This window comes from Pseudonocardia sp. Cha107L01 (assembly GCF_052566575.1).
Map to the genome: position 1 here is coordinate 2,557,371 of NZ_CP199579.1, position 25,271 is coordinate 2,582,641.

At 72.6% G+C, this 25,271-nt stretch carries 21 protein-coding genes and 1 tRNA gene; 13 read left to right on the forward strand and 9 right to left on the reverse strand.

The window, feature by feature from the left end; all coding sequences use genetic code 11:
* Positions 1-158: 158 nt before the first annotated feature.
* From ACTXG6_RS12230 to glmU, 6 genes are all read right to left on the reverse strand, one after another.
* Positions 159-812 (reverse strand): pyridoxine/pyridoxamine 5'-phosphate oxidase, encoded by a 654-nt coding sequence (locus tag ACTXG6_RS12230; protein ID WP_445187895.1) that lies wholly within the window; start codon positions 810-812, stop codon positions 159-161.
* 153 nt (positions 813-965) lie between these two features.
* Entirely contained in the window at positions 966-1,559 is a 594-nt protein-coding gene (pth, locus tag ACTXG6_RS12235; protein ID WP_445187896.1) for an aminoacyl-tRNA hydrolase, read from the reverse strand.
* A 19-nt stretch (positions 1,560-1,578) separates the two neighbouring features.
* On the reverse strand, positions 1,579-2,205 hold the full coding sequence (locus ACTXG6_RS12240) for a 50S ribosomal protein L25/general stress protein Ctc (protein WP_445187897.1): 627 nt from the start codon (positions 2,203-2,205) through the stop codon (positions 1,579-1,581).
* A 184-nt stretch (positions 2,206-2,389) separates the two neighbouring features.
* Positions 2,390-3,874, reverse strand: coding sequence for a diaminopimelate decarboxylase (lysA, locus tag ACTXG6_RS12245; RefSeq protein ID WP_445187898.1), 1,485 nt, complete (start codon positions 3,872-3,874; stop codon positions 2,390-2,392).
* 277 nt (positions 3,875-4,151) lie between these two features.
* Positions 4,152-5,132 (reverse strand): ribose-phosphate diphosphokinase, encoded by a 981-nt coding sequence (locus tag ACTXG6_RS12250; protein ID WP_445187899.1) that lies wholly within the window; start codon positions 5,130-5,132, stop codon positions 4,152-4,154.
* Positions 5,133-5,147: 15 nt separating this feature from the next.
* Entirely contained in the window at positions 5,148-6,803 is a 1,656-nt protein-coding gene (gene glmU, locus ACTXG6_RS12255) for a bifunctional UDP-N-acetylglucosamine diphosphorylase/glucosamine-1-phosphate N-acetyltransferase GlmU (RefSeq protein ID WP_445187900.1), read from the reverse strand.
* 230 nt (positions 6,804-7,033) lie between these two features.
* Between glmU and ACTXG6_RS12260 the strand changes: the two genes are divergently transcribed.
* On the forward strand, positions 7,034-7,588 hold the full coding sequence (locus tag ACTXG6_RS12260; RefSeq protein ID WP_445187901.1) for a L,D-transpeptidase: 555 nt from the start codon (positions 7,034-7,036) through the stop codon (positions 7,586-7,588).
* A 583-nt stretch (positions 7,589-8,171) separates the two neighbouring features.
* Here the strand turns inward: ACTXG6_RS12260 and ACTXG6_RS12265 are convergent.
* Entirely contained in the window at positions 8,172-8,696 is a 525-nt protein-coding gene (locus ACTXG6_RS12265; RefSeq protein WP_445187902.1) for a winged helix-turn-helix transcriptional regulator, read from the reverse strand.
* Between the two features lie 93 nt (positions 8,697-8,789).
* On the opposite strand from ACTXG6_RS12265, the gene ACTXG6_RS12270 reads away from it, so the two are divergent.
* The 7 genes from ACTXG6_RS12270 (at position 8,790) to ACTXG6_RS12300 (ending at position 15,802) form a co-directional block, all read left to right on the forward strand.
* Positions 8,790-9,332: a PaaI family thioesterase gene (locus tag ACTXG6_RS12270; RefSeq protein WP_445187903.1), complete on the forward strand. Its 543-nt coding sequence runs from the start codon at positions 8,790-8,792 to the stop codon at positions 9,330-9,332.
* On the forward strand, positions 9,329-9,922 hold the full coding sequence (locus tag ACTXG6_RS12275) for a GNAT family N-acetyltransferase (protein ID WP_445187904.1): 594 nt from the start codon (positions 9,329-9,331) through the stop codon (positions 9,920-9,922). The genes ACTXG6_RS12270 and ACTXG6_RS12275 overlap by 4 nt, the downstream gene beginning before the upstream one ends.
* A 43-nt stretch (positions 9,923-9,965) precedes the next feature.
* Complete coding sequence (locus ACTXG6_RS12280) at positions 9,966-11,603, forward strand: glutamate--tRNA ligase (protein ID WP_445187905.1); 1,638 nt, start codon at positions 9,966-9,968, stop codon at positions 11,601-11,603.
* 298 nt (positions 11,604-11,901) lie between these two features.
* Complete coding sequence (locus tag ACTXG6_RS12285) at positions 11,902-13,236, forward strand: ferredoxin reductase family protein (protein ID WP_445187906.1); 1,335 nt, start codon at positions 11,902-11,904, stop codon at positions 13,234-13,236.
* A gap of 54 nt (positions 13,237-13,290) precedes the next feature.
* The gene (locus tag ACTXG6_RS12290) at positions 13,291-14,466 is read left to right on the forward strand and encodes a DUF4142 domain-containing protein (RefSeq protein ID WP_445187907.1); all 1,176 of its coding nucleotides are present in this window, start codon (positions 13,291-13,293) and stop codon (positions 14,464-14,466) included.
* A gap of 129 nt (positions 14,467-14,595) precedes the next feature.
* The gene (locus ACTXG6_RS12295) at positions 14,596-15,261 is read left to right on the forward strand and encodes a hypothetical protein (protein ID WP_445187908.1); all 666 of its coding nucleotides are present in this window, start codon (positions 14,596-14,598) and stop codon (positions 15,259-15,261) included.
* 136 nt (positions 15,262-15,397) lie between these two features.
* Positions 15,398-15,802, forward strand: a complete 405-nt coding sequence (locus ACTXG6_RS12300; protein WP_445187909.1) for an ATP-binding protein — start codon at positions 15,398-15,400, stop codon at positions 15,800-15,802.
* A gap of 151 nt (positions 15,803-15,953) precedes the next feature.
* Here the strand turns inward: ACTXG6_RS12300 and ACTXG6_RS12305 are convergent.
* Positions 15,954-16,024: transfer RNA gene (locus tag ACTXG6_RS12305), tRNA-Gln, on the reverse strand.
* 212 nt (positions 16,025-16,236) lie between these two features.
* On the opposite strand from ACTXG6_RS12305, the gene ACTXG6_RS12310 reads away from it, so the two are divergent.
* From ACTXG6_RS12310 to ACTXG6_RS12330, 5 genes are all read left to right on the forward strand, one after another.
* A complete protein-coding gene (locus ACTXG6_RS12310) occupies positions 16,237-17,184 on the forward strand; it encodes an acyl-CoA desaturase (protein WP_445187910.1) in 948 nt (315 codons plus the stop codon).
* 127 nt (positions 17,185-17,311) lie between these two features.
* Positions 17,312-17,950 carry a TetR family transcriptional regulator gene (locus ACTXG6_RS12315; RefSeq protein ID WP_445189983.1) on the forward strand — a complete coding sequence of 213 codons (639 nt, stop codon included), beginning with the start codon at positions 17,312-17,314 and terminating at the stop codon, positions 17,948-17,950.
* Between the two features lie 126 nt (positions 17,951-18,076).
* Entirely contained in the window at positions 18,077-18,760 is a 684-nt protein-coding gene (locus tag ACTXG6_RS12320) for a PIG-L deacetylase family protein (RefSeq protein ID WP_445187911.1), read from the forward strand.
* A gap of 154 nt (positions 18,761-18,914) precedes the next feature.
* A complete protein-coding gene (locus tag ACTXG6_RS12325) occupies positions 18,915-21,269 on the forward strand; it encodes a hypothetical protein (RefSeq protein WP_445187912.1) in 2,355 nt (784 codons plus the stop codon).
* A 60-nt stretch (positions 21,270-21,329) separates the two neighbouring features.
* A complete protein-coding gene (locus ACTXG6_RS12330; protein WP_445187913.1) occupies positions 21,330-24,824 on the forward strand; it encodes a S41 family peptidase in 3,495 nt (1,164 codons plus the stop codon).
* 36 nt (positions 24,825-24,860) lie between these two features.
* Here ACTXG6_RS12330 and ACTXG6_RS12335 read toward each other — a convergent pair whose 3' ends face one another.
* Positions 24,861-25,271 carry a VOC family protein gene (locus tag ACTXG6_RS12335; protein ID WP_445187914.1) on the reverse strand — a complete coding sequence of 137 codons (411 nt, stop codon included), beginning with the start codon at positions 25,269-25,271 and terminating at the stop codon, positions 24,861-24,863.

The window sequence follows — 25,271 nt, forward strand, 5'->3', positions numbered from 1 at the left end:
GACCAGCTGGACATGGAGCTGGGCCGACGGCCGGTTCTGGTCGGGTCAGCTCCGGCCGTCGACCCATGCCTGAACTCAACACCCTCAGCGAGGACCCGTCGATACGCATATTGCGCACTTCGTACGTTTTACGCACTTCGACGGGGCGATTGGTGCGGTTACGGCCAGAGCAGCTCGGTGTGCCAGCGGTTCCCGGTGTGCAGGTTCTCGGTGCGCAGGTAGCGCAGCCGGACGTGCCTGCGGTCGTGCCGCGCCTGCCAGAACTCCACCGCCAGTGGTGAAACCAGGTAGCGGGTCCAGCCGGGCGGCACCAGGTCGGGGTCGGCGTCCACCCGCCGCTGCGCCTCCTCGCCGGCGGTCACCAGCTCGGCCGGGTCGTGCAGGACCTCGGACTGCCGCCCGACGAACCCCTCCGCCCGGGATGCCGGCGGGCGGGCGCGGAAGTCGGCGGCGGACACCTCCGGGTCGCACGGGCTGACCGGCCCCCGGACCCGTACCTGGCGCCCCCGGCCCGGCCAGAAGAAGGTCAGCGCGGCGCGCGGGTCCTTGTCGAGCTGGACGCCCTTGGGGCTGTCCGCGCTGGATGCGACGTAGAAACCGGCGGCGTCGACGTCCTTGAGGATGACCACTCTGGCGTCCGGGGCGCCGTCCGGATCGACCGTGGACAGGGTGACCGCGTGCGGGGCGAGCACGTGCTCACCGGCCTCGCTCAGCCAGCTCAGGAACAGCTCGTGCGGCGCGGACGGGACATCGGTCGGGTCGAAGGTCGGCAGCTCGTCGGGGAAGGACGGCCAGCCGCGAAGTTGGCTCACGGCCGCGATGCTGCCACCCGGGGCGCCGCAGCACCGCCCACACCGCACACCCTCTTCGGGTGCCGCGCACCCACTGCGGCGGGTGTGCGGCACCCAGAGAGGGTGTGTGGCACAGGGGCGGCTGAAGTGCGTGTGCGGCCTAGGCGGGTCTGGTTACGAGGTGAGTGCGTGGAACCGGTTCTGCGCAGGCTCCAGGCCTTCGGACAGCAGTGCCTCCACCGCGTCCGCGCACAGGTCGACGGCCAGGTCGGCCTCGGTGCGCTCGCTGCCGGAGAACCGGCGCAGTACGAAGTCGGCGGGATCCATCCGGCCGGGCGGTCGGCCGATGCCGAACCGCGCGCGCAGGTAGTCCTTGGTGCCGAGGGACTGGCTGATCGAGCGCAGCCCGTTGTGCCCGCCCTCACCGCCGCCGCGCTTGAGCCGGATGGTGCCGAACGGCAGGTCCAGGTCGTCGTGCACCACGATCAGCTCGGTGGCCGGGACGTGGAAGTAGCGCAGCACACTGGCCACCGGGCCGCCGGAGACGTTCATGTACGAACGGGGCTTGGCCAGCACCACCCGGCCGCCGCCCAGCCGACCTTCCGCCACGTCGGCGACGCCCTTGTGCGGGCGGAACTTGGCGCTCGCCCTGGCGGCGAGCAGCTCGACCACCGCGAAGCCGACGTTGTGCCTGGTGTCGGCGTATTTCGGACCGGGGTTGCCGAGCCCGACCACAAGGCCGGGCCCGGACGCCCCCGTATCGTTCATCGTCTTGCGGTCGGGCCGGTCAGTTGTCGTCGGAGGCGGAGGTCGGCGCGTCCTCGACGACGCCAGCGCCCTCGGCGTCGACCTCGCCCTCCATGGCCTCGGCGGTCGGCGAGGCGACCACGTTGACCACCAGGTACTCCGCGTCGGTGCGCAGGTTGACGCCGTCGGGCAGCGGGACCTGGCCGGCCAGGATCTGGGTGCCGATCTGGACGCCGTCGACGGAGACCTCGAGCGAGTCCGGGATGCTGGAGACGTCGGCCTCGACCTCGAGGCGGTCCAGCTCCTGGGTGATCAGGGCGCCGGAGACGGCGTCGCCGACGACGTGCACCGACACCTCGACGACGACCTTCTCGCCGCGCTTGATGACCAGCAGGTCGACGTGCTCGATGTAGTCGCGGATCGGGTGGGTGACCACGGTCTTGGGCAGCGCCAGCTGCGGGCCACCCTCGAGTGCGATGGTGAGCACGGCGTTACGGCCGTTGTCCCGCAGCGCGCGGGCGAAGTCCAGGGCCGGCAGCGCGAGGTGCACGGGCTCGCTGCCGCGGCCGTAGAGCACGGCCGGGATCTGGCCGGCGCGGCGCGTGCGACGGGCCGCGCCCTTCCCGAATTCGGTACGGGGTTCGGCGTTGATACGGACCTCGGCCACGGCGGTGCACTCCTCGACTAGCAAACGAACGGTCTACTGGGGCGGGCCACGGCACGACAGGGCGCCGGATCACATCCGCCGACCCACGTCGATCACGGCGGATTCGGTGGTCCGCCCTCGCCGAGGCAACCTGAAAATCATACGTCAGACTCGGCCGGCGGGTGGCATCGACCCGGAGTAGCTGTCAACCCCCCAGCTGGGCCCCGCTGTGAGCCCGCCCGGGTGCCCCGTCGGCACTCGCGGTGAGCGCCGTGTCGGGCTTCGTGCCGAGCCCTGTGCCGGGCCCTGTGCCGGGCGCCGTGCCGGGCGCTGTGCCGTGCGCTGCGTCGAGTTCCATGTCGCGGCCGAGCAGGTCCGTCTCGGTCTCCCGGCGGATGAGCAGCCGGCTGGCCCCGCCGCTGACCGCGACCACCGGCGGGCGGCCGACCAGGTTGTAGCTCGACGCCATCGAGACCTGGTACGCACCGGCCACCGGGACCGCGAGCAGATCGCCGGCCCGGACGTCCTCGGGGAGCAGCACGTCGGTGGCCAGCACGTCGCCCGCCTCGCAGTGCCGGCCGACCACGGTGACCGGGCGAGGCAGCGCGCGCAGCGGGCGGCCGATCAGCCGGGCGGCGTACCGGGCGCCGTACAGCGCCGGCCGAGGGTTGTCGCTCATCCCGCCGTCCACCGCGACGAACGTGCGCAGCCCGGGCCGCCGCTTCACCGCCGCCACCCGGTACAGCGCCACGGCGGCCGGCCCGACGATGGCCCGGCCGGGCTCGACGGTCAGCGCGGGCCTCGGCACCCGGTGGTCCAGGCAGGCGGCGCGGACGGCCTCGGGCACCCGGTTGGCGAAGCTGACCAGGTCCAGCGCCCGGTCGGTCCGGGTGTAGCGCACCGCGTGGCCGCCGCCCAGGTTGAGCTGCGCGGCCTGGAAGCCGAACCGGTGCCCGAGCTCGGCGAGCAGACCCACCATCCGCCGCGCGGCCAGCTCGTAGGCCGCCACGGTGCTGATCTGCGAGCCCAGGTGGCAGTGCAGCCCGACCAGCCGCAGCCCGGGGTGGCCGAGCACCCGGCGCACCGCGTCCACCGCCGCGCCGTCGCTCAGCCCGAAGCCGAACTTCTGGTCAGCCACGCCGGTCGCCACCGCCTTGTGCGCGCCGGCGTCCACCTCGGGGGTGACCCGGATGAGCACGTCCTGGCGGTGTCGGGCCAGTGCGGCCAGCTGGTCGATCTCGTCGGTGGAGTCGAGCACGATCCGGCCCACCCGGGCGCTCAGTGCCGACTTGAGGTCCTCGACGGTCTTGACGTTGCCGTGCAGCACGATCCGCTCCGCCGGGAATCCGGCGGCCCTGGCCAGTGCGAGCTCACCGGCCGAGCAGACGTCCAGGGTGAGCCCCTCCTCGGCGACGAGCCGGACCATCGCCGCGCACAGGAACGCCTTGGACGCGTAGGCGATCTCCACCCCGGGCAGCGTCTGGCGGTACTCCTGGCAGCGCAGCCGGACGTCGTCGATGTCCAGCACGTAGGTCGGGGTGCCGTGCTGGGCCGCGAGGTGGCTCAGCGGCACGCCGCCGACGGTGACCTCGCCGGCACAGTCGGCGTGCGCCGAGGAGGGCCACAGCCCGGGTTCCAGCCGGGCGGACAGCGAGGTGCGCAGGGATGGGACCAGCTCGGCGAGCGTCACCGAATTCCTCTTCTCAGGAACGGCTGTGCGCCGGCGGGCGCCGGCGCTCCTGACCGGTATGCACCGCCAGAGCCGGCGCCGGGAGGGGCTCGGTGGTTTCCTTCGCGCGCCGGAGGCGTTCCTTGGCGGGCTCTTGACGAATCCGGTGATGTGGATCACAGCGCGTACGGCGGCGGGCGTACCGCGGAATCCAGCGACTCAGCCCGCGGAATCCGGCGACCCGCCGGGAGGTCTGGTGCGGCGCGCGCGGTGCGATCGCGCCTGCGCGGTAGCTCGCTCAGGCGTTGCCGTTGAACAGGCTGGTCACCGAACCGTCGTCGAACACCTCGTGGATCGCGCGGGCGAGCAGCGGGGCGATGGACAGCACGGTCAGCTGCGGGAAGCGCTTGTCCTCCGGGATGGGCAGCGTGTTGGTCACCACGACCTCGCGGGCGCCGCAGGTGGACAGCCGCTCGCGGGCCGGCCCGGAGAGCACGCCGTGGGTGGTCGCAATGATCACGTCGGCGGCCCCGTCGGCCAGCAGTGCCTTGGTCGCGCCGGCGATGGTGCCACCGGTGTCGATCATGTCGTCGATCACGACGCAGGTCTTGCCGGCGATCTCACCGACCACCCGGTTGGCCACCGCCTGGTTGGGCCTGAGCGGGTCGCGGGTCTTGTGGATGAACGCCAGCGGGGTGCCGCCGAGCATCTCCGACCACTTCTCGGCCAGCCGCACCCGCCCGGAGTCCGGTGAGACGACCGCGAGGTCGCGGTCGGCGTAGGAGTCCCGGACGTACTCGGCCAGCAGCGGCATCGCCCACAGGTGGTCCACCGGGCCGTCGAAGAAGCCCTGGATCTGCGCGGTGTGCAGGTCGACGGTCATGATCCGGTCCGCGCCGGCGGTCTTGAACATGTCCGCCACCAGCCGCGCCGAGATCGGCTCGCGGCCGCGGTGCTTCTTGTCCTGCCGGGCGTACGGGTAGAACGGCATCACGGCGGTGATCCGCTTCGCCGAGGCCCGCTTGAGCGCATCCACCATGATCAGCTGTTCCATCAGCCAGTCGTTGATCGGGTGGCAGTGACTCTGGATGACGAACGCGTCGCAGCCCCGTACCGACTCCTCGAACCGGACGAAGATCTCGCCGTTGGCGAAGTCGTGCGCGGTCTGCGGGGTGATCGTGACGTCCAGGTGCTTGGCGACCTCTTCGGCCAGTTCTGGGTGCGACCGCCCGGCGAAGAACATCAGGCTCTTCTTCGGAGTTGCCGTCATCGCGGTCATCGTCGCGCCCGCCTCCTAGCAGTGGCTGTTGCCCCCGTGTGGTGCCGTCGGGGTACCTACAGTGTCGCCTGGCTCCACTGAGCCCACCTGTTCGGGTGTCCCCGAAGTCGGGGAGGCGTCACTGTGCGATTGTGCGGCAAGGGCCTGCTCGGCGGCCATAGCGGCCGGGGTTCCCGGTCGTCGGCGGATCACCCACCCCTCGATATTGCGCTGATCACCAGCGGAGACGGCTAACGCGCCGGGTGGTACATCCTCCCGCAGCACGGTGCCGGCGCCCACGTAAGCGCCGTCGCCGACTGTGATCGGTGCCACGAACATCGTGTCCGAGCCGGTGCGTGCGTAGGAGCCGATCACGCTGTGGTGCTTGGTCACCCCGTCGTAGTTCACGAACACCGAGGAGGCGCCGATGTTGGTGCCCTCGCCGATCGTCGCGTCGCCGACATAGGTCAGGTGCGGCACCTTGCTGCCCCGGCCGATCGTGGCGTTCTTGGTCTCAACGAAGCCGCCGATCTTGCCGAGCTCGCCGAGCCGGGTGCCGGGGCGCAGGTAGGCGAACGGGCCCACGTTGGCCCCCGCACCGACCTCGGCCCCGTTGGCGTGGGTGCGCACGACCCGGGCGTCGGAGCCCACCCAACAGTTCGTCAGGGTGCTGTCCGGGCCGATCTCCGCGCCGCTGCACACCGTCGTCGCGCCGTGCAGCTGGATGCCGGGGTGCAGCACCACGTCGCGCTCCAACCGGACCCCGACGTCCACCCACGTGCTCGCCGGGTCGATCACGGTCACCCCGGAGCGCATCCAGCTGGCCAGCAGCCGCCGGTTCAGCTCGGCGCCGATCTCGGCCAGCTGCACCCGGTCGTTGACGCCGCACACCAACCACGGGTCCGGGCAGCGCAGTGCGCCCACCCGGCGACCGGCCGCGTGCGCGAGGCCCACCACGTCGGTCAGGTACTGCTCGCCCTGCGCGTTCGCCGGAGCGAGCTCGGTCAGCTTGGCGAGCCCGTCGCGCAGCACGTCCGCCTCGAACACGTAGACCCCGGAGTTGATCTCCTGGATGGCCAGTTGTTCGGGGGTGCCGTCGCGCTGCTCGACGATGCCGGTGATGGTGCCGGCGAGGTCGCCGCTGCCGCGCAGCACCCGCCCGTAGCCGGTGGGGTCGGCCAGCTCGGCGGTCAGCACGGTGATCGCGTTGCCGGCGGCCGCGTGCTCGGTGAGCAACCCGCGCAGGGTGCCCGAATCGAGGAGCGGTACGTCACCGTAGGTAACCATCACCGGCCCGCTGATGGCCGGCAGCGAGTCCAGCGCGCAGGCCACCGCGTGCCCGGTGCCGCGCTGCTGCTCCTGGATGGCCAGCAGTGCTGACCGGCTCAGCTCGACGGCCAGCTCGGACAGGTACTCGCGGACCTGGTCGCGACCGTGCCCGGCGACGACCACCAGATGCTCGGGCGCGAGCGCGGCGGCGGCGTGCACGGCATGGCCGAGCAGCGGGCGCCCGGCAATCGGGTGCAGCACTTTCGGCGTCGCCGAATGCATCCGGCGTCCCTCACCGGCGGCAAGCACGACCACTGCGGCCGGGTTGGGTGCCTCCGGTGACCCCAGGGCGTTGAGCTGCGCCCGGTGGTCGGCCCGGTCATCCGGTCGATCGGTGTTGCCGGCCTGGCTGGCCTCCAGCATCGGTTTCCCCCTGCCTCGTCGCGTACGTGGGCTCGTCGGCTGGACCGGTGAATGGTAGGGCTCGGCGGCCGCCCCCCGATCCTGTGACCCCGAAACGACCCGGACGGGATGCCGGGGTTGCGCACAGTCACCGTCCGTATGCCCGATAAGGTCGCCCCGGGATTGGATCTCAGTGGTTTATCAGAAGTGCGGCGGGGGCTCCTTGCCTCCAGATGGGAAGGGACCACCGCATGATTGAGCTGCTCGGCCGCCACCGCAACCGGCGGCCGGCGCGGTGGGGGGTGTGCGTCGCCGCGGCGGCGTTGCTCGGCACCGTCCCGTTCGCCGGCCCGGCGCTGGCCGACGACGAGTCCGAGGACTCAGGGTCGGGGTCGAGGTCCTCGAAACTGGCCGGTCCGCCGGCGAACCTCGTCGAGGGCACCCCGTGCACGGTCGGGACCGTCGCGTGCGTGTCCATCAGCGACCACACGGCCTGGCTGTTCGACAACGGCGCGATCGCCTACGGCCCGGTCGACGTGGCCACCGGCGGCCCTGGCCAGGAGACGCCGGTCGGCGAGCACCTGGTGCAGTGGAAGGACAAGAACCACAAGAGCTCGGAGTTCAAGACACCGGACGGGCAACCCTCACCGATGCCGTTCTCGGTGTTCTTCGCCGACGGCGGGGTGGCGTTCCACGAGGGCACGCTGGAGCGGCGTTCGGCCGGCTGCGTTCGCCTGGAGATGGAGGACGCGCAGCACTTCTACACGTTCCTGCAGCTGGGCGACAAGGTTCAGATCACCAACTAGCCCCGTGACGCGCGTGGCGGGCGTGGTGGCGGGGGTGCGCGTGGCGGGCGTGACGCGCGGGGCGGGCGTGGTGGCGAAGTGCGCGTGGCGGGCGTGACGCGCGGGGCGGGCGTGGTGGCGGGGTGCGCGTGAGGCAGGCGTCCTCGGCCTATGCGCGTCGCGTGGTGGCGGTCGTCGCGGGTGGGCCGTCGTCGCCGACTCGCCGGTGGCGATCGGCCGCCGCCCTCTCTGTCGCTGGCACAGACCCCGTGTAGTCGGCACAGCCTGTGCAGGGGCTGTGCGAGCGGTAGCCGGTCTGTGTCGGCGGATCAGTGGGGCGGTCGGCGCGGCGGCGGGCGGCGGGGCGCGGCGGCGGGCGTGGGCGGCGGCTTTCGTCGCTGGCACAGACCCCGTGTGGCCGGCACAGCCTCTGCAGGGTCTGTGCGAGCGGTGGTGGGTCTGTGCCGGCGGCTCAGTGCGGCGGCGGCGGCGGCACAGTGCCGGCGGCTCAGTGCGCGGCGGCGGCGGTGCGGCCGACCTGTGTCCGCGATCGGGTGGCGGCCGTGTGCTGAGGCGCGCGACTCAGTGTGCTGAGGCGCGCGACTCAGTGTGCTGAGGCGCCCGACTCGCGGACGAAACCGGCGCCCGACTCGCGGACGAAACCGGCGCCCGGGCCGGGGATCGCGCGCAGCCGGCTGTCGCTGTCGATCGGGTGGCCGTTGGCGCACTCGAGACGGACCAGGACCTGCCCGCCGCAGTCCGCGTGCCCCACCCGCAGCGGCGGTCCGTCCGGGCCGGCCAGGTGGTCGTCGCCGTAGGCCATCACGGCCAGCAGTACCGGCCGCAGGTCCCACCCGGCCCTGGTCAGGCGGTACTCGTGGCGGGCGCGCTGGCCCGGTTCGCGGTAGGACACCTTCTCGACCAGCCCGGCGTCGACCAGCCCGGCCAGTCGCCTGGTCAGCACGTTGCGGGCGATGCCCAGATGGTCGGCCAGCTCGTCGAACCGGCGCACCCCGTTGAACAGGTCACGCAGCACCAGCACGGTCCACGGATGGCCGATCAACTCCATGGTGCGGGCGATCGAGCACACCGCGCTGTCGAGCTCTCGAGGATCCATCACGGCCGGCATGACACACATCATACGCCTGGTCAGTTGCGCATCGAAACCCAGCGGGACACCCTGGATACAGGGTTTCGTTTCGAAACTCAGATGGAGGGCGAGATGACCCGGCGGACCGTGGTGGCGCGCGAACGGGAGTACGACTGGGGCGACCCGGCGGACCTGGCGCGGGAGGCGGCCGGCCGGGACGGGCTCAGCTTCCTGCGCGCGCTGGCCAGCGGGGAGGTGCCGGCGCCGCCGTTCGCCCGGACCACCGGGAGCCGGCTGGTGGAGGCGGAGGCCGGTCGCGTGGTGTTCGAGTTCCGGCCGGCCGAGTACCACTACAACCCGATCGGCGCGGTGCACGGCGGCATGTTCGCGACCCTGCTGGACTCCGCCGCGGGGTGCGCGGTGCACTCGCTGCTGCCCGCCGGCGTGGGGTACACCAGCCTCGACCTCACCGTGAAGTTCGTGCACGCGATCACCGTCGAGTCGGGTGCCTCGGGTCCGCTGCGCTGCGTCGGCACGGTGACCCACCTCGGCGGCCGCACCGCACTGGCCCAGGCCGAGCTGCGCGGCCCGGACGGCCGGCTCTACGCGACCGCCGTCAGCAGCATGCTGATCCTGCGCCCGCCGGCCGGCACGGCCGGGGCGGTGACCGAATGACCGCCACCCTGGCCGGACGGGCGGCCGCGACCCGCTCCGTCGCCGCGCTGACGATCGTCGAGGTGTCCGGCTGCGCGGAACGGGGACTGGTGGCCCGGCTGGCCGCGCGGTGCAGCCCGGCGTCGCTGGCGGCCCGGTTCTTCCGCCCGGTGTCCGGGGCGGCGGACCGCAACCTGCTGACCCTGCTGCTCGGGCCCGCGAGCGGCCGGGCCTTCCTCGCGCTGGACGCGGGCCGGCCGGTCGGGCTGGTGAATCTGGCGCCGAGCGATGCGGGCGAGGTCGAGGTCGCGCTGTTGGTGGCCGACCGCTGGCAGCACCGGGGCGTCGGCCGGGCGCTGCTCGAGCACGCTCTCGCCGACCCGAGGTGGGCGGCGGAGACCGTGCACGTGACGGTGCGCCCGGAGAACACCGCGGTACTCGCCCTGCTGCACACGCTGCCCAGGGTGATACACCTGGTGGACAGCGCGCCGGGGGAGCTGTACTTCGAACTGTGCCCGTCAGCGGTCGAACCGCGCCCGTCGGCCGGCGGACCGCGCCCGCCGGCCGAGGAACAGCGTCCGGCGGCGGCTGAGCTCCTGCTGGCCGGATAGTCTCGACGGCGTGTGTTACCGCTGCTTTGGAGACTGCTGAGCCATGCTCGACCGCGCCCTGATTGACGGACTCTTTCCCGCCGACCTGCCTGACCCGGACCACTGGGAGCAGCTCTACCCGGCCAGGGAGCTGCCCGAGGGCGCCCGGGTCACCCGGTTCGCGCCCAGCCCGACCGGCTTCGTGCACATCGGCGGCGTGTACACCGCGACCATCGCCAAGGACGTTGCGCACCACAGCGGGGGCGTCTACTTCGTCCGCATCGAGGACACCGACCAGTCGCGCGAGGTGGAAGGGGTGGCCGCGCAGTTCGGCCGCGCCTTTGAGTACTTCGGCATCGCCTCGGACGAGCCGACGGACGCCCCGTGGGGCCCCTACCTGCAGTCGAAGCGGGAGCTGATCTATCTCAGCTACGTGCGCGAGCTGATGCGCCAGGGTCTGGCGTACCCGTGCTTCTGCACCCGCGAAGAGCTCGCCGAGATGACCAAGCGGCAGCAGGCCACCAAGATCCCCACCGGCTACTACGGCTCCTGGGCGCGGTGGCGGGACGCCGACCCGGACGAGGTAGCCGCGAAGCTGGCGGCCGGCGACGACTACGTGGTGCGGTTCCGCTCGCCCGGTACCGAGGGGCGGGTCAGCTTCGTCGACGCCATCCGGGGCCGCCTCGAGCACGAGGCCAACCGCAACGACGTGGTCATCCTGAAGTCGGTGACGCAGAGCCCCCGGCTGCCCACGTACCACCTCGCGCACGCGGTGGACGAGCACCTGATGCGGGTGAACCTGGTGGTCCGCGGTGAGGAGTGGATCTCCTCGGTACCGCTGCACCTGCAGCTGTTCGCCGCGCTGGGCTTCGAGCCGCCGACCTACGCGCACGTCGCGCCGCTGATGAAGCAGGAGAGTGGGTCCCGGCGCAAGCTGTCCAAGCGCAAGGACCCCGAGGCCTCGGTGGACTTCTACGTCGACGCCGGCTACCCGGCGCCCGCGGTGCTCTACTACCTGCGCGGGCTGGCCAACGGTCGCCTCGCCGAGCTGCCCCTGGAGCAGGCGCTCACGACCGCGATCTCGCTGGACGAGTGCGGTGTCGCCGGCCCGCTGGTGGACATGGTCAAGCTGGCCGACATCAGCGGCGACCACATCGCCACGCTGTCCGGCGCGACGGTGCTGGACGCGGTGCTCGACTGGGCCGCCCAGCGCGACCCGGAGCTCGTCCAGGTGATCACCAACAACCGCGCGCTTGCCGAGCGGGCCATCGACGTGGAGCGGGTCGGCGTGGAGAACCCACGCAAGGACCTGGTCCGCTGGTCGGACTTCCGCCCGGTGTACGGGTTCTTCTTCCCCGAGCTGTTCGACCTGGTCAGCGACCCGGCCGACGAGCGCCTCGGTGGCCTGGACGCCAGCCTGGTGCGCAAGCTCGCGGCCGACTTCGCGGACAGCTACCGCTACGACGCGGACCAGCCGACCTGGTTCGGCCAGATTCGGGAGCTGGCCGGGCGACACGGCTTCGCACCCAGCCCGAAGGCCTACAAGCAGGATCCGGACGCCTACCCGGGCATGCTGCGCGACGCGGCGAACGTCATCCGGGTTGCGCTCACCGGTTCCACCCGCAGCCCCGACCTGCACGCGGTGGCCGCCGCGCTGGGCGAGGACGAGGTGGTCCGCCGGGTCCGCGCGCTGGTCGGCTGAAGCCCGTGCGTGGCGAGTGGTCCCCCAGGACCACTCGCCACTCACGACACCTCGCCGGCTTCGGCAGCTGTGGCTCGGCGGCCGTGCGTGGACTGTCGACGAGTGGCTGGCGTCGCTGTGACCGGTCACACACAGCGACCGAACCTGAACGGCACCCCGGCCATTCGGCCCAGTTCACACCGCCACACGGTGCAGTCCGGCGGCGCTGGGCGCGTACCCCGACCCCGTGAACGACAACCGGGGTGCTCAGCTCTCATCTCGGCCGTCGCACCGCGGCTCCCGCCATACAGTCGCCGGCATGCTCCCCAGCAAGGCCCGGATCCTGTGGGCCGCCGCTTTTCTGATTACCCTGCTCGGCCCCGTTCTACTCAGCCTGGTGACCGGTAGCGACAACCCGCTCGCGTCGCAGCTCGCTGTCCAGACCGGCGTGCTGGCCACCGGACTGCTGGTCGCAACGGTGGTCGCGCCGTCCCGGTTGCGGTCGATGACCAGGGCGCTCGGCATCGAAGGTGTGCTCGGAGTGCACCGGGTGCTCGGGCTGTTGGTGACCCTGATGGTGCTCGTGCACGTGATCCTGGTGCTCGCCGCCAACCCCAACGCGGTCACCCTGTTCGACCCTCGACAGGCGACGAAGGCCTCCCGGGCGGCGGTCGGCGCCACCGTCGGGCTGATCGCGCTGATCGGGCTCGCCGTGCTGCGGCACCGGGTCCGGCACCGCTACTCGCTCTGGCGGTGGGTGCACCTGCTGCTGGCCGGTTCGGTGCTGGTGCTCACCGCGCTGCACGTGTACTGGCTGCAGCACCTGGTCAACGATCCGGTGCTGCGGGCGGCGTTCGGGCTGCTGCTCGCCGGGCTGCTCGGCGTGCTCAGCTACCGCTGGGTGTGGCGGCCCTGCTTCGACCGGCGCAGCGCGTACGAGGTGCTCGAGATGCGCGCGGAGACCGACGACGTGCACACCCTGGTGATCGGCCCCCGCCGACCCCGGCACGGCTTCGACGTGTCCACCATGGCCTTCGAGCCGGGGCAGTTCGCCTGGCTGCGGGTGAAGCGCGCGGTGACCGCCGAGGAGCACCCGTTCACCATCACGTCCTGTCCCCGGGAGTCCGAGGCGGTCGAGTTCACCATCCGCAACGTCGGCGACTTCACCTCCTCGATCGCCACGCTCCAGCCCGGCGACCCGGTCTGGATCGACGGCCCGCACGGCGCCTTCACCTGGGACGACCGGGTGTACCGGCGGGCGCTGGTGCTGATCGCGGCCGGCGTCGGCATCACGCCGATGATCAGCATGTTGCGCACCCTGGCGTTCCGGGGCGATGGCCGCCCGGTGCTGCTGCTCTCCGGCGCGCGCACCGTCGAGGAGCTGCTGTTCCGCGACGAACTGCGCGAGCTCGGCGACGAGCTCGACCTGACCGTGGTGGAGGTGCTCAGCCGGCCACCCGCCGACTGGGCCGGCCGGTCCGGGCGGATCGACCGGGTGCTGCTGCGCGACGTGCTGCCCGAGCGGTCCGGCAGACACAAGATCGAGTACTTCATCTGTGGCCCGTCCCCGATGGTCACCGACGTGCTGGCGGCGCTGCACGAGCTGGGTATCGACTCGGCTCGGGTGCACACCGAGCAGTTCGACATGGTGTGAGACAGCGAGTTTGAGACAGCAGAGTTTGAGACAAGACGAGAGAGGTTGTTGGTAGTGCTCCCCGCAGTCCGCTTCGTACGCTGGGCGGTCCTTGGCTCGGTCCTGATCGCGATCGCGGTGTCGGTGGTGCTGGCCGGGCGATCCCCGTCCTCCCCACAGTCGGTGTCCGCACTGTTCGGCGGCGGGACCACGGACACCCGCTGGGGCCCGCTCGGCGCGTCCGACCGGGACATGCTGATCAAAGTTCGGCAGGCCAACCTCTGGGAGGCGCCGGTCGCCGAGCAGGCCGCCCAGCGGGCCACCAGTCCCGCGGTGCGTGAGGTCGGCCGGAAGATCGCCGTCGAGCACGCCCAACTGGACGGCGACCTGCGCGTCGTCGCCGAGAAGCTGAACCTGCCGCTGCCCAGCCAGCCCAGTGACCAGCAGAAGGTCTGGATGGCCGAGATCTCCGGCGCATCCCCGCAGACCTACGACAAGACCTTCATCAACGTCGTCCGCTCCGCGCACGGTGAGGTGATGCCGCTGGTCGAGGGCGTCCGCTCGGGTACCCAGAACGAGCTGGTGCGCCAGTTCGCGATCGAGGCCGCCCAGTTCGTCGGCCGGCACATGGACTACCTGGAGAGCACCGGGCTGGTGGACTACGCACTGTTCCCGCCGTCCACCGCGCCGGCCGCCCGGCTGACCTCGATCGGCGGCTACAACGTGCCGATCACCCTGGTGCTCTTCGTGATCGCGGTACTGGTGTCGGCGGCCCTGCTGCGCGGGGTGGGCCGGTCCCGACCGGGCACGGTGGGCCGCGCGGGCGGCGCCGGCCGGTGGGCCCGGGTCGCCGCGCTGTTGGGCCGGACCCGGCCAGCGGCCCGTCCGGGTGGCCGGTCGGCGGAACCGAGCTCGGTCACCACCGCCGAGCTGATCGCGGTGCTCAACCCGCCCGACCCGGACGAGGAGCCGGCCCCCTCCTCAGCGCGCCGGGGCGCGCGGGCCGCGGTTCGGCTGTCCAGCATCCCGACCCAGCGGGCCGAGTCCCTGCCGAGGGTGACGCGCCTGCCGGAGCCGGGGTCCCTGCCGGACCCGAGGCGCTCCGAGCCCGGTTCCGGGAGGGTGCCGGCCCGGGCGAAGTCCCGACCGGCGGAGTCCCGATCGGCGGAGTCACGGCAGCCGGTGGCCGTGGCCAGCCCGGAGCGGCGGCCCCCCAAACTCGGCAGGACCAGCGGCAACAGACCCTGGTAGGTCGCGTCCGCCGCTGGCCCGGATACCCCCATTCGTGTGACGGCCAAGCACGTGATGTGTGACACGATTCACAGCTCTGGAGAGTCGGGCTCAGGGACGAGCTCGCCGAGCTGTACGGGGGATTCAACGATGAGTGTTGTTCTTGATCATCCATTGGCACGGACCCTGGATGAGGCCGCGCACGGGGACTTCCCCGCCGCGGACGGGGTGGTCGCCTCGGTCGGGGCGCTGCCGGGGCCGTGCGACGCGGTGGCCTTCTTCGCCGATCACGTGCTGGTGGCCGCGGCGGTCGAGCAGGACTGGGTGGACGGCCATCTCGCCGAGCGAGCCGCCGCCGGGTCCACCGATCCGTCCGGCGGTCTCGGTCTCTTCCTGGCCGCGTTGTCCGAGCGGTTGGGCCGGCCGCCGATGTACGCCAGCCTGCTCACCTCCGCGCCGCACCGGTCCGGCTACCTGCACGGCCGGGTCGAGCCCGGTGGCGAGCCCGAACCGGGCTGGGCCGCGTACCGCACCGATGTGCGCTGCTACCGCTACCGGGGGCTGGGTGCCTCCGGTGCGTTCGCCATCGGCCGGGGACCCGGTGACCGGTGGGACGTGCACATCCGGGTCGACGAGGGTTCCGGTGGCCGGGTGGGGCGCGAGCTGCTGTCCGCCGCGAAGACGGTGATCCCGGAGCGCGGCATGCTGTTCGGCTCCGCGCCGCTGCACGACGCCCGTGTCCTGCGCACCCTGCTGGCCAGCGGATTCCAGCCGATCTGCACCGAGGTGCTGCTGCTGACCAGACCGGGGAGCTGAGCGGGGGTCCACCGCCCGGGGTCGGCGGCCAGCGCGCCGAGATGTCCTGCGGACCGGGTACCGGCACACTGGTGACAACTGCTGGCTCTCGCGTCGTCGGCGCCGGGTGGCGGGCCCTCGTGGAAGGCGTGCGTGGATGGGTGAGGCGGTGCGCCAGGTGCTGCCGGCCAATGCCGTCGCGCCGTCGCTGGTCCGCCGGCACTTCCGCGGTTGGCTGGCCGCCCTTGGCTGGCCGCCCGCCGACACCGACGACCTGCTGCTCGCGGTCAGCGAAGCGGTGTCGAACGCGGCCGACCACGCCTACCCGCCGCACCGGCCGGGCGATGTGGTCGTCGAGGCGGAGTGTGTGCCGGGCGCCAACGGCAGCCGCCGGGTTGTGGTCACCGTGCTCGACGAGGGGGCCTGGCGGCCGCCGCCGGCCTGGCACGAGAACCGGCGGCGCGGGGTGCCGCTGATGCGCGCATGCACCGAGTCGGTGGACATCTGGGGCAGCCCGTCCGGTACCCGGGTCCGGATGGTCAGCAAGCCCGTACCGGTTTGAGCGGATTTCTCAACAGACAGTAGCCAAGCCGCCACGCAGTGTCATAGTGTGCGCGGCGATGCTCGGTACGTCGGGCTGGCCCTCCCCCTTCGGGGTCCGCCCGGCGTGCCGAGCTGCCGGTTGTGTGGGGCCGGCCGGGTTCGCCGATGAGCTCCGCCGCCAGGATTCGAACCTGAACCATCAGAACCAAAATCTGAGGTGCTGCCATTACACCACGGCGGATTGTCGGGGAGCATCGATTCTCCCACCGCCACATGGTGGCACGCCGCCCGGGCGCCCGGTTCGCGGCCCGCCGCGTGCTCGTGACACTCCGGATGCCGGCGACACGCCGGGAGTTCACTGAGAAAGGGTGGAGACCTAGGCCCACCTAACCTACGCTGGCGTAGGTTACGGTGCCGTAACCGGTTGCTTACCGACGCTCATCGACCTCCGAGGTGACCATTCCATTGGCCAGCACCGCCGAGGCCCTCGCCGGCCCAGAACCGATCCTGGCGGGCGAGCGCGCCACCTGGCAGCACGTCCTCATCTACTTCTTCGTGATCGTGCCGATGGTGGCATTCTTCGCCGCCGTCCCGCTGGCATGGGGCTGGGGCGTCCACTGGCACGACCTGGGCATGATGGTCGCGTTCTACGTGATCGGCTGCCTCGGCGTCACCGTCGGCTACCACCGGCACTTCACCCACAAGTCGTTCAAGGCGCAGACCTGGCTGCGGGTCGTGCTGGGCATCGCGGGCTCGCTGGCGGTGCAGGGTTCGGTGGTGCGCTGGGTAGCTGACCACCGCCGCCACCACGCCTACTCCGACAAGGAGGGCGACCCGCACTCGCCGTGGTTGTTCGGCACCACGCCGGTCGCGGTCGTCAAGGGATTCATCCACGCGCACTTCGGCTGGCTGTTCGTCAAGGGCGAGACCAACGAGCGCCGCTTCGTGCCCGACCTGCTCGCCGACCGGGCGATCATGCGGGTCAGCAACAGCTTCGCCTGGCTCGTGGTGGCGAGCCTCGTGCTGCCGGCCATCATCGGCGGACTGGTGACCTGGTCCTGGTGGGGAGCGCTCACCGGCTTCTTCTGGGGCGGCCTGGTCCGGATGGGCGTGCTGCACCACGTCACGTGGTCTATCAACTCGATCTGCCACATGATCGGGCGGCGGCCGTTCGCGTCCCGCGACAAGTCCCGCAACTTCTGGCCGCTGGCGATCCTGAGCATGGGCGAGTCCTGGCACAACCTGCACCACGCTGACCCGACCTGTGCCCGGCACGGCGTGCTGCGCGGCCAGATCGACATCTCCGCGCGGCTGATCTGGCTGTTCGAGAAGTTCGGCTGGGCGAGCGACGTCCGCTGGCCCACCACCTCCCGGTTGGCCAAACTGCGCACGTCGCGCTGACGCCGGGCAACGGGATCCGCTCGCCGATGGCCGGCCACTGATGACACTGTCCGGCGCACCGGGCCCGCCCGGTGTCGGCGCCGCTATTGCCGGCGCCGCCGAGGGCCCGGTGCCGCAGCGGGTTCGGATGACCGGCACCGAGCGCCGCGAGCAACTGATCGAGGTAGCTCGCGAGCTGTTCGCGGAGAAGGGGTTCGCCGGCACCTCGATCGAAGAGGTCGCCCTGCGCGGGCACGTCAGCAAACCGGTGGTCTACGAGCACTTCGGCGGCAAGGAAGGCCTGTACGCCGTCGTGGTGGACCGCGAGATGCGGCGCCTGCTGGACGGGATCGAGTCGGCGCTGTCCGCCGGCCACCCGCGTGAGCTGCTGCGCCAGGCGGCGAACGCGTTCCTCGGCTACATCGACGAGAACGCGGGCGGTTTCCGGGTGCTGGTGCGGGACTCGCCGGCCTCCGGTGGGACCGGCATGTTCTCCAGTCTGCTCGGCGACATCGCCGGGCAGGTCGAGCACGTGCTCGGCCGCGAGTTCGACCGGCGCGGGGTGGACCGCTCGCTCGCGGCGCTGTACAGCCAGGCGCTGGTGGGCATGGTCGCGCAGACCGGCCAGTGGTGGCTGGATGCGCGCGGTCCGGGACGCGACGAGGTTGCCACGCACCTGGTGAACCTGGCCTGGCACGGGCTGTCCGGCATCGACGGGCCGGACGGGGACCGGTCGGCGCCCTGGTTCGACGGTATCTCCCACTTGGGTGACACCCGTTCGAATTAGACCACGGGCCTTGCAGGGCAAACTCGTCAAGTTAGTCGATGTAACCATCCCTCGACGGGGTGACATACTGCCGCCTGGACAGGCGGAGAGACCGCCGTCTTTGCTCGCCCTAGGTGGTTCCCCGACGTGCTCACCCTGCTGCCGGAGCGGCTGGACACCGTCGTTCTGATCGGTGCGCACTGCGACGACATCGTGGTGGGTTGCGGCGGTACCTTGCTCGAGCTGTGCCGGGCCCGTCCGGGTGTCGAGGTCACCGCGATCACCTTCACCGGCGGCGGCAGCCTCCGCGAGGAGGAGGAGCGCGCGGCGCTGACTTCGTTCTGCCCCGGCGCGCGATTACAGGTGACGGTCCTCGACCTGCCACTCGGCCAGCTCCCGACCCGTTGGGAGCGGGTCAAGCGAACCTTGGAGGACCTGCGGGCCAAGTCCGACCCGAGCCTGATCTTCGGTCCGACCGTGCTGGACGGGCATCCCGATCGCCGCCTGGTCGCCGAGCTGGTGCCGGTGGCGTTCCCGGATCACCTGGTACTCGGTTACGAGATCGTCCAGCACGACAGCGACCTGCACCAGACCCGGCTCTACTCGCCGCTCGCGGAGCCGGTGCTCCGGGAGAAGATCGACAAGATGCTGGAGCACTACGGCTCACAGCGGGACCGCCCGACCTTCGACGCGGAGTCCACCGCGGGACTGGCCCGGCTGCGCGGCGTGCAGTGCCACGCCCGGTATGCCGAAGCATTCCACGTGAGCCGGCTGGTGCTCGGCATGGCGCCGCTGACCAGCGACAGCCCCTACAGCCACGGGCAGGCCTGAGTGTCGTGCGGTGGCCCCGGATTCGCAGCGGCGCCGGAGCCTGACTACGCTAAAGCGAGGGCCCTGTGCTACCCCCTGTGAGTGATCGGGTACTCTACGCGTTCGTAGTCGACCCGAAAGGGGTGGACGGGTGGGCGTGATCCGGGCTCTGAGGATGGCAGCCCGACGCTGGTACCTCCTGGTGCCGTTGGTGCTGGCGTCTGTCGGCGTCGCCTATCTCGCGTACACCCAGATGCCCGCCGTCTACACCGCGACCGTGGTGCACCAGATCAACAGCACCGCGAGCGGGTCGTCCGGCGGCGATTCGGGCGATTCCGGCGCATCTGCGGGCAGCGGCTCCGGCGATTCCGGTGACACTGGTGACACAGCCGGGGACGGTTCGCAGAGCTCGTTCGGCACCTCCTCCGCGCTGGCCGGCCAGTTGGCCCAGGCCGTGCAGCCGCCGGCTACCCGGGGCCGCCAGGCGCCGCCCTACACCGTGACCGCGCGCCCGGACGCACCGATGATCACGGTTCGGGCCGACGGGGAGAGCCCCGCGAAGGCGCTGGACACGGTGAACGCGGTCAGCGACCGGATGATCACCGAGCTCGCCACCCTGCAGAACGACCAGCGGGTGCCCTCGGGCGCACAGCTGAAGCTGGACACCCCGGTCCCGCCGTCTGTCGCCCCGCCGGTGCGCACCACCGGGATCAAGGTCTTCGCCGCCACGCTCCTGTTCGGGCTGATGCTCTCGATGCTGCTCGCGGCCGCCGTCGAACGCAGCGCCCGGCAGCGCCGCGCGCTCCTCGAGGGTGATGACGACCTGGGCGAGGACTCGGGCGACGAGCTGGACGACGTCGACGGCGCCGAGGACTTCGAGCCGGCCGACGACGCGAACGACGTAGGGGACGGCCCGCCGCGGTCCGGCGAGGCCGCCGAATCCGGTACCACCGGCGCCGACGCGGGGCGGGGCGACTCGCCGGCGGCCGGGCCGCGCCGGGGCGACGTACCCCCCGGCGACGAGAACCCGACCGAGGTCGTGGTCCTGCCCGGCCTGCGTCGCACCGAGCCGGCCGAGGGCGCGACCGAGGAGGACGCGCCCACCGAGGTGGCCGCGATGGCCCCGGTCCGTGACCAGCCGGCGCGTGACCAGCCCGATCGCCGGCGTTCGACACCACCGGGACCGCCGCTGGTCCCGGCCGGTGCTCCGAGCCGCTCCGGTGCACTCGTCCGATCCCTGGTCGCGCCGCCGCCGAGCGACGGACGGTCGGTCGGCGGAGGTGCCCTCGGCCAGCTCAGGGCGGTACCGCCCGGCGGCCCGGCAAGTCGCGCCGGCGCGGCCGCCGTGCTGGGGCAGGGCCCGCCCGGCGGTGGCCCGGCCGGACCACCGCCCCGGTTATCGCCCTCGGCGGCATCGGCATCCGATCGGGGTCTCCGGGCCCAAGGGGGACCGCCGCTCGCCGGTCCGCCACCGGCTGGGCCGCCGAGAGGCCGCCCGGAGCTCTCGGGGCCGTCGGCCGGCCTCGAACCGTCTCGCCGGGACCAGCCGCGGCCGGTGGACCCGCTCGGCGGGCCGTCCTCCTCGACCGGTGGACTGGGCTACCACCCGCCACTGGCCAATCCGTTCGGTGGCCCGGACTCCTCCACCTTCGACTCCTCGTCGCTCTGGGCGCCGTCCACCGACACCGGCGGTACCAGCGGCTGGCTGCCCGCGACCCCGCTGCCGGCCGGTGCCCCGTTCCCGGGGAGCGGACCGGACGAACGCGACGACCAGCCGCTCCAGGACTGGCTGGCCGAACCCGAGCGGGCGGAGATGTCGGTCGCCTCGCTGGGCGGCGATCCGCTGGGCATCGGGGCCGACGACATGCCGATCGGCAACCTGTTCGACCGCGAACTCACCGCTGACCGGGACGGGGACGCCGGCTGGGCGGACGCCCCGCTGGGCGCCGGGCTGAGCGAGGAATCCCCGGCCGAGCGGTCGGAGCCGTCCGGGGGGTCCGGACCCGGCTACCCCGGCGACGAGTCGGGCTACACCGACCAGGAGTTCGGCATTGGCGCCGGCGGCTATCTCGACGACGCCGAACCGGCCTCGGACTTCCTCGGTACCGAACGGGATGCCGACTACTCCGACGGCGGCCCGGGATACGCCGGCACCCGGGCGGAGCACGACGAGCCCGCCGGGTTCGACGATGAAGCCGCCGAGTACGCCGACGACGAGGCCGCCGAGTACGGCCGGGACGACACGGACGACCGGGACGACACGGACGGCCGGGACGACACGGACGGCCGGGACGACACGGACCGGGGTCGGGACACCGGCCGGGGACGCAACGCGGCCGCCGAGACCGAGGACGACGACGGGTTCGGCTGGCCCGAGTTCGACGACCCGGACACCGACGACGCGACGGCCGACGCCGGCCCGCCGGCGGACGACGAACCTCCCACGAACGGATCCCCGCCCGGCTCGCGGCCCACCGGCGATCAGCGCGGCGGCCGCCGGCAGCCCCGGGAAGCCGCCGCCGGGTACTGACCCGGCCGAGTCGCGGTCCTGCTGCCGCACGCCCGGCGGCGGCCGATTACCGTCGTGGTCATGACCCCCGGTTCCACCAGCTACCTGCGCTTCCCCCATCTGTGCGGCACGGCGCTGGTCTTCGTCGCCGAGGACGACATCTGGCTCGCTTCGACCGACGGTGGACGCGCCTATCGGCTGTCCGCGGACCAGGCACCAGTGGCGAACCCCCGGCTCCACCCCAGCGCCGAACGGGTGGCCTGGACATCCTCGCGGGACGGCACCCCCGAGGTTCTGGTGACCGACGTGGAGGGCGGCCTGGCCACCCGGCTGACCTACTGGGGCGACCGCAAGACCCTGACGCTGGGTTGGACCGAGCTCGACGAGGTCATCGCGATCACCTCCGCCGGTCAGCCGTCGGGGCGCCGGACCTGGGCGCACGCGGTGCCGACGGACGGTGGCCCGGCCCGCGCGCTGCCCTACGGGCCGGTGTCCGGCGTGGCCGTCGGTGGGCGGGGCACCGCGCTGGTCAGCGCCGTGATGTCCCGTGAGCCGGCCTGGTGGAAGCGGTACCGGGGCGGCACCGCCGGCAAGCTGTGGTGGCGCCCCGACGGTGAGACCGAGTTCTCCCGGCTGCTCGCCGAGCTGGACGGCAACATCGAGGCGCCGATGGTGGTCGGTGACCGGGTGGCCTTCCTGTCCGATCACGAGGGCTGGGGCAACGTCTACTCGGTGGGCGTCACAGCTGACGGTGGGATCGGTACCGACCTGCGCCGGCACACCGACCACGGCGCAGAGGGCGCTGCCCGTGATGGCGCTGCCCGTGACCGTGCCGGTGACAGTGCCGCCGGGGTCCCCGCGTTCTACGCCCGGCACGCCACCAGCGACGGCACCCGGGTGGTCTACGACTGCGCCGGCGAGCTGTGGCTGCTGGACTCCCTCGACGCCCCGGCGCGCCGGCTGGACGTGCGCCTCGGCGGCCCGCGCACGGCACGGGCCCGTTACCAGGTCACTCCGGAGCGGCACCTGTCCTCGGCCGCCCCGGACCACACCGGGCGGCTCAGCGTGGTCGGGGTGCGCGGCACCGTGCACCGGGTGGTGCACCGGGACGGCCCGGCCAGGACGCTGCTCGCCGAGGACGGGGTGCGCGCCCGGCTGGCCCGTCCGCTCGGCACCGACCGGGTGGTCTGGATCAGCGACGCGAGCGGTGAGGACGCCATTGAGGTCAGCGCGCTGTCCCCACCGCTGGACGGGCCGCTGAACGGCACCCCCGCCGAGCCCCGGCGCTACGGTGCCGGCGAGATCGGCCGGGTGCTCGAGCTGGTCTGCGCGCCGGACGGCTCCCGGGTCGCGCTGGCCTGCCACGACGGCCGCCTGCTGGTGCTGGACGCCGGGTCCGGCGAGCTCACCGAGCTGGCGATGGGCGCGGACGGCGAGGTCACCGGGCTGGCATTCGCCCCGGACAGCGAGTGGCTGGCCTGGTCCGACCCGGTGGAGTCCGGGCTGCGCCGGATCCTGATCGCGCGGCTGACGGACGAGTCCCCGGTGCCGATCGCGGTGACCCCGACCCGCTTCGTGGACACCTCCCCGGTGTTCACCACCGACGGCCGGCACCTGGCCTTCCTGTCCTACCGCAGCTTCGACCCGGTCTACGACGCGCACTCGTTCGACCTGTCCTTCCCGAACGGTTGCCGCCCGTTCCTGGTGCCGCTGGCGGCCCGCACGCCGTCCCCGTTCGGTCCGTCCCCGGACGGCCGCCCGGTCGGGAGTGGCGCCGAAGCGCCGCCGAGCGAGCCGGCGAGCGGGCCGGAGAGCGGCGCCGGGAGCGGTACGGAGAGCGGTGGGGACGCCGGCCCGGAGGGATCGGACAGCGACGGGGACCAGGGCGGTACCGCCGCGGAGTCCGACGCTTCGCGGGCGGCGAAGGCGGACGGCAAGGACGGCAAGGACGGCGCTGACGCGGCGCCGAAGGTGGTGGTGGACCCGGAAGGACTGGCCGACCGGGTCGTCGCGCTGCCGGTCGGCGAGGCCCGTTACTACCGGCTGCGTGCCGGCAAGGACTGCCTGCTCTGGCTGCGCAGCACCCCGACCGGTGTGCTCGGCGACGGGCTCGCGGAGGGTGCCGAGGGACCGCGACCGGTGCTGGAGCGCTATGACCTGGCGCGCCGGCGGCACGACCGGATCGCCGACCCGGCGGACAGCTTCGAGGTCAGCGGGGACGGCACCCGGCTGGTGGTGCGGGACCGGCGCGCGCTGCGGGTGCTGCGCGCCGACCGGTCCGGCTCGGACAAGCCCGGCGACGACAACGCCGACGAGTTCGACATCGACCTGAGCCGCATCTCGGTCACGGTGGACCCGACCGCCGAGTGGCGCCAGATGTTCGACGAGGCCGGCCGGCTGATGCGGGACCACTTCTGGGTCGCGGACATGGCTGGCGTGGACTGGGCCGGCGAGCTGGCCCGGTACCGCCCGCTGGTGGACGCGGTGGGCAGCCACAACGACCTGGTCGACCTGCTCTGGGAGGTACAGGGCGAACTGGGCACCTCGCACGCCTACGTGACCCCGGCCGGCTTCTACGGCACCGGCGCCCGACCCGGGCTGCTCGGCGCCGACCTGGAGCGCGACGACCAGGGCCGGTGGCGGATCGCGCGGGTGTTGCCGGGTGAGTCGTCGGATCCGAGGGCCCGCAGTCCGCTGACCGCGCCCGGGGTGGACGTGCGGGCCGGTGACGTGCTGCTCGCGGTCGCCGGCCGACCGGTGGACCCGGTCACCGGGCCGGCCCCGCTACTGGTCGGCACCGCTGGTCAGGCCACCGAGCTGACCGTGCTGCCCGCCGGTGAGACCACCGCGCGCCGGGTTGTGGTGCTGCCGCTGGCCGACGACGAACAGCTGCGCTACCAGGACTGGGTGGCCGGCCGGCGGGCGTTCGTGGCGGACCGCTCGGAGGGGCGGCTGGGCTACCTGCACCTGCCGGACATGGTCGCCAGCGGCTGGGCGCAACTGCACCGCGACCTGGGCCGGGAGTCCGCCCGGGAGGGGCTGATCGTCGACGTGCGGGACAACGGCGGCGGCCACCTGTCCCAGTTGGTGATCGAGAAGCTGGCGCGCCGGGTGATCGGTTGGGACGTCGTGCGGCACGGCCAGCCCACCACGTACCCGCTGGAGTCGCCGCGCGGGCCGGTGGTGGCGGTGGCCAACGAGTTCTCCGGTTCGGACGGCGACGTGGTCACCGCCGCGTTCCAGCGGGTGGGCATCGGGCCGGTGGTCGGCGCCCGCACCTGGGGCGGCGTGATCGGCATCGACAGTCGGTACCGCCTGGTGGACGGCACCGCGGTGACCCAGCCGCGCTACTCGTTCTGGATGGACAACCACGGCTGGGACGTGGAGAACCGCGGAGTCAGCCCGGACGTCGAAGTGATCATGACGCCGTCCGACTACGCGGCCGGCCGGGATCCACAGCTGGCCACCGCGGTCGACCTCGCGCTGGCCGCACTGGCCGAGCGCGCCGCGGCGACACCCCCGGACCCGGCCAGCCGCCCGTCCCGCTCCCGCCCCGTCCTCCCGCCCCGCCCCTGACCGCCGGATTCCGACTCGCCGGGTGGTTGGGCACGGTTACGGGGCGCCGCGGTAGCTGCCGATCGTCCAGAGGTTGCCCTCCGGGTCGCGCACGGTGAAGGTGTGCGAGCCGTAGTCGGTGTCCTCCAGCTCACGGGCGATGCTCGCGCCGGCCGCCTGGACCCGCGCGTGGACCGCGTCCACCCGGTCGCTGACCAGGTACACCGAGGTCGTCCCGGGCCGCATGTCGGCGTGCGCACCGTCGGTGTACTTGCACGAGCCGAGCATGACGCCGCCGCCCTCGGGCCAGCGCAGCTCGGCGTGCGTGATGTCACCGGTGTCGTCGGGCACCACCAGCGCCTCGCGGAACCCGATCACGTCGACCAGGAACCGCAGGCCACCTGGCGCGTCGTCGTAGCGCAGCGCCGGCCACACGGTGGGTGGGGGCGGGTTCTCCGAAGTTGCCAT